Raw genomic sequence first — 3,606 nt, 5'->3', positions numbered from 1 at the left:
GTGGTGGGTGGTGGCGGGTTGCTGCAGCTACCCGCCCTGCTGCTGGTTCCGGGAATCACCCCGGTCCAGGCGCTGGCCACCAACAAACTGGGCTCCGTGTTCGGTACCACCACCAGCGCCATCACCTGGTTCAGACGGGTCACACCCGATCTGAGAACAGCCCTGCCCATGGCTGTGATTGCCATGATCGGCAGCTACGGCGGGGCCAATGTGGCCGCTCTGCTGCCGGCCTCCATTTTCAAACCGATCATTGTGGTGGCACTGACGGGGGTGGCAGTGGTCACGGTGGCCCGGCCCAGCTTGGGGGCAGTGTTGAGATTCGAGGGCCCCAGCCGCAAGCACTACATGACGGCAGCCATGATTGGACTGGGCATTGGTTTTTATGACGGTCTGATCGGCCCCGGCACGGGGACCTTCTTGATCATGGCCCTGATCACCGCAGCGGGTTACGACTTCCTGATGGCCAGTTCCACCGCCAAGATCGTGAACGTGGCCACCAACATTGGTGCCCTGGCGTTCTTCATCCCCCAGGGTCACACCTTGTGGGCGTTGGGTCTGGCCATGGGGCTGGCCAACATTGTGGGTGGTTACACGGGATCACGCATGGCTGTTGCCCGGGGCAACAGATTCATCCGAATCGCTTTCCTGGTGGTGGTCGCCGTTTTGATCATCAAGGTCGGTTACGACGTCTGGGTGGAGAACCTGGCTCCCCTGCTCGGCTGACTCCTGCTGGTCAGGACTTTCTGCGTCCTCCGTCACGTCCTGGTCCTCGGCCGAATCATCAGATTCCGATTCCTTCTCCTCATCGCTGAGGCGCTCCGACCACGGCACCCATTCCGGTGCCAACAGGGCGTCATCCGAGGGCAGGATCCCGGTTTCACACACGGTGGGTTCCGCCTGCCGCGGAGCCCGCGCGATCGTGACGTACCACTCCCATGCGCGGTAACCGCGTTTGGTGGAGGTGAAGTAGTGGGTGACCAAACGGTCGTCGTCGGCCGCCACCCGGTGGCCGTCCCCGATCTCCTCAGCCGGCACCAGTTCCTTCAGGGCAGCCAGCGCAAACTCCTTGGCCTGGGCCAACTTCTGGTCCAGGGCAGGCTTGCGCCGCCGCGCCTCCGGCCGGGCCTGAGGCTCAGCGGCTTCGGCCGGCGCCTGCTTCAGCTGAGCTTGATCCGGTGACTCCAGATTGGGAGCTGGCTCGGCCGGTGCCGATGCCTGCTGCTCAGGTTCTGGTGCTTGCTGATCCGGTGCTTGCTGTTCCGGGGACACGGTGGCCTGCCTCAGACGTCCAGGTTGTCCGCGACGGTGCGCAGGATGGTGGCGATCTTCTTGCCGTGTGCACGGTCCGGGTACTTGCCGTGCTGCAGCCCGCCGGAGATGTCGTCCAGGAGCTTGATCAGGTCCTCGTTGATCACCGCCATGCGCTCGGCCGACATCCGGGTGTTCTTGGCCACGGACGGGGTCCGCTCAATCACGGTGGCGGACAGTGCGGAGGGGCCGCGGCGGCCGTCAGCAACACCGAATTCCATGCGAGTACCCGGGCTCACGGTCTCCAGACCGGCAGGCAGAGCACTGGCATGGAGGAAGACCTCTCCGCCGTCGTCGCTTGCCAGGAAGCCGAACCCTTTGTCGGCGTCGAACCACTTGACCTTGCCAGTGGGCACTGTGTTGACCTCTGTTCTTGATGCGGTGGGATGTTGCAGAACAGCCTAGTTTAGTCCTGTGGTGGCCTCTGGGTGGGTCCTCCCTCAGATGAACAGGACGCTGACGGCGAACGGTATTCTGATGGTCATGTCTGCCACCAACTCCTCCACGCCTTCCCAGCAGTCCCCTGCTGTCCGGACGCCCCGTGAAACCCCGGGCAGCGGCATGAACCTGTGGGGTTGGTTGGCCGTGGTGCTGTTTGTGACCTCCGGCGTGGCCATGACGGCCATGCTGATTCTCAAGTGGATCAACGGTGGTGGCGAGGTGTGGCCTTGGTTCACACGCTACGCCTTTTTCGCCTTCCCCGCCGCTTTCCTGTGCCTGGTGTTGGCTCTGGTACAGACCTTGCTCCAGCGCCGTCGTCACTGACCATGCGGGAAACCGCATTCCGTGAGGACCTTGGGCGGCGTTGCGCTGACCAGCTGACACCGTTGCTGGAACTGCGCCCGGACGTTGCCGCTGCCACCCCAGTTGACCTGGATCAGCTGGCTCATCTGCTCAGCAGCCGCGCGTCCCTCCACTCAGCACTGCAGAGGCTCACCCGCCCGCAACTGGACGTCATTGAACGCGCCGCAGTGCTGGGCAATCACACGCTGGATCCCCCCAGCGACGACGACCGCCTCCGCACCACCGTCCATGACGTCCTCCACGCCATGGCCTTGATCCACCCCGTGTCGACCGACCCCGCCACCCCGTGGGTGCTCTCCCCCGCAGTGGCGGATGCCTTGGGACGATACCCGGCTGGCCTGGGACGCCCGCTGAGCGAACTCTTGGCTTTACGCGCAGACAGCACCGAGCAGACCACGACGTCTGATCTGAACCTGGACCATCTGGACCGCCTCCCAGGACGCACTGCGGAGATCCTGGCGAATTTCCGCACCCATCCAGTGGGAACCGTGCGGGAGGCACATCGCACTCCTGTGCAGGACGATCCTCTGCAGCGGCCCATCGACTGGCTGCTGGCGCGGAAGCTGTTGGTGCCCATTGACCCGCACCATGTGGAGATGCCGCGTGAAGTGGGGCTGGCCCTGCGCGGTGGTGACCCTTGGGGTCCGGACCCCGGCATGCCCGTGGCACCTGAGGGACGCGCCGTGAACCCACGCCTCCGGGACAATGCCGCCCAGTCGGCTGCTCTGGAACTGGTACGGGACCTCAAGCGACTGCGTACGGAGTTGAGCCTGCGCCCGCTGACCGTTCTGCAATCCGGTGGTGTGGGGGTGCGCGAGCGGCGTCGCCTGGCCGCAACCTTGGATCTTCCCCAGGATCGTGTGGACCGCCTGTTGGGTCATGCCTACGCAGCCGGACTGATGGAGGCGCAGGAGCGCACCGGCCACTGGACGTCCAGTTCGGCACCGTTCGAGTCGCTGCACGTGGCCGATGCCCACGGGGTTGTGCTCGCTGCCTGGTGGTACTCACAAGTGTTGCCCAGTGCTGTGGGGACCCACGGCGCGGACGGCGCCGTGGTGGCTCCCTTGACCCGAGCCGTGGAAACACCGGAGGCGCCAGGGATTCGTCTGGCGGTTTCCCTGGCCGTGGTCCACGCGGATCAGGTGTCCCCGGAGGCAGCATGGGCCGTGGCCACCGCCACCTGGATGCGCCCACGACTGGCACCGGTGCTGACTCGGTACACATCCGGTCTGCTGACGGAATTGGCGGACCTGGGTCTGACCGGGGCAGGGGCTGCCACCCCGGCCCTGGGCGAGCTCGTGCACAGCGGCCCCCATGCTGCCTCCGCTGTGATCGCGCAGCATGTGCCCGCGGCAGTGGAGACCGTGACGGTGCAGAACGACCACACCGCCGTGGCTGCAGGTCCGTTGTCCCCGTCCGCGGCAGCCGAGCTTGCCCTGGTGGCCGACCCTGAGGGACGCGGCGCGGCAGACACCTTCCGCTTCAGCGTCACCT

3 protein-coding genes and 2 pseudogenes are annotated in these 3,606 nt (G+C 65.6%); 3 read left to right on the top strand and 2 right to left on the bottom strand.

Annotated features, from left to right (window positions below; genetic code table 11):
- Nucleotides 1–723, top strand: a 723-nt coding sequence (locus L979_RS12690) for a TSUP family transporter (protein WP_047692576.1), incomplete at its 5' end; no start/stop codon positions are given.
- A 15-nt stretch (nt 724–738) separates the two neighbouring features.
- On the opposite strand, the pseudogene L979_RS16855 reads toward L979_RS12690, so the two are convergent.
- Both L979_RS16855 and L979_RS12685 read right to left on the bottom strand, forming a co-directional pair.
- Nucleotides 739–1,002 (bottom strand): annotated as a pseudogene (locus tag L979_RS16855) (DUF3027 domain-containing protein); the annotation flags it as partial.
- Between the two features lie 278 nt (nt 1,003–1,280).
- Nucleotides 1,281–1,664, bottom strand: a complete 384-nt coding sequence (locus L979_RS12685) for a cold-shock protein (RefSeq protein ID WP_047692575.1) — start codon at nt 1,662–1,664, stop codon at nt 1,281–1,283.
- Nucleotides 1,665–1,791: 127 nt separating this feature from the next.
- Between L979_RS12685 and L979_RS12680 the strand changes: the two genes are divergently transcribed.
- The gene (locus L979_RS12680) at nt 1,792–2,073 is read left to right on the top strand and encodes a hypothetical protein (protein WP_156125584.1); all 282 of its coding nucleotides are present in this window, start codon (nt 1,792–1,794) and stop codon (nt 2,071–2,073) included.
- A gap of 2 nt (nt 2,074–2,075) precedes the next feature.
- Nucleotides 2,076–3,606: pseudogene (locus L979_RS12675) on the top strand (hypothetical protein); the annotation flags it as partial.

It is taken from the genome of Kocuria sp. ZOR0020 (genome assembly GCF_000800955.1).
Lineage (GTDB): Bacteria > Actinomycetota > Actinomycetes > Actinomycetales > Micrococcaceae > Kocuria > Kocuria subflava.
This window is presented reverse-complemented; position numbering and strand designations above follow the sequence as displayed.